The sequence below is a fragment of the Vibrio variabilis genome (assembly GCF_003263785.1).
Taxonomy (GTDB): Bacteria; Pseudomonadota; Gammaproteobacteria; order Enterobacterales; family Vibrionaceae; genus Vibrio; species Vibrio variabilis.
The window spans coordinates 1-411 of record NZ_JYJK01000157.1; the positions used below are offsets into that span (position 1 = coordinate 1).

General features: G+C 56.4%; 1 protein-coding gene. It reads right to left on the bottom strand.

Annotation, left to right across the window (positions count from 1 at the left end; genetic code table 11):
* Positions 1-411, bottom strand: a 411-nt coding sequence (locus TZ48_RS24255) for a hypothetical protein (protein ID WP_239671060.1), incomplete at both ends; no start/stop codon positions are given.

The following is a 411-nucleotide window of genomic DNA, read 5'->3' on the forward strand; positions in this document are numbered from 1 at the left end:
GATGTTGCCATCAGTAATGGTGAGAGGCACATCAGACACGCCATCGTTATACGTGGCGGTGATGGCACCTATATCGCCAGACTCTGCGGTGTAGCTACCATCGGTCGCCGTGGCGAGGTTCAAAACCACATCCGCTTCGGTCGCTGTAGACAAGTTCACCGTGAACATGGCGCCCGTGCCTTCGTTCACCGATACGGCTGGCGTGATAGACAGCGCTGGGCGGTCATCGTCTGGATCTGGGTCTGGCCCCGTACCGTCATCAAGAATGGTACCCACACCCGTGGCGGAGCCATTGGTGGTGACATTGTTGTTATCAGTGACGGTCACGCCGAAGGTTTCTGAGCCTTCGAAGATATCGTCTTGGGTCGTCGCGACGGTGACTTTAAACTCGGTCACGCCAGCAGGTAAAGT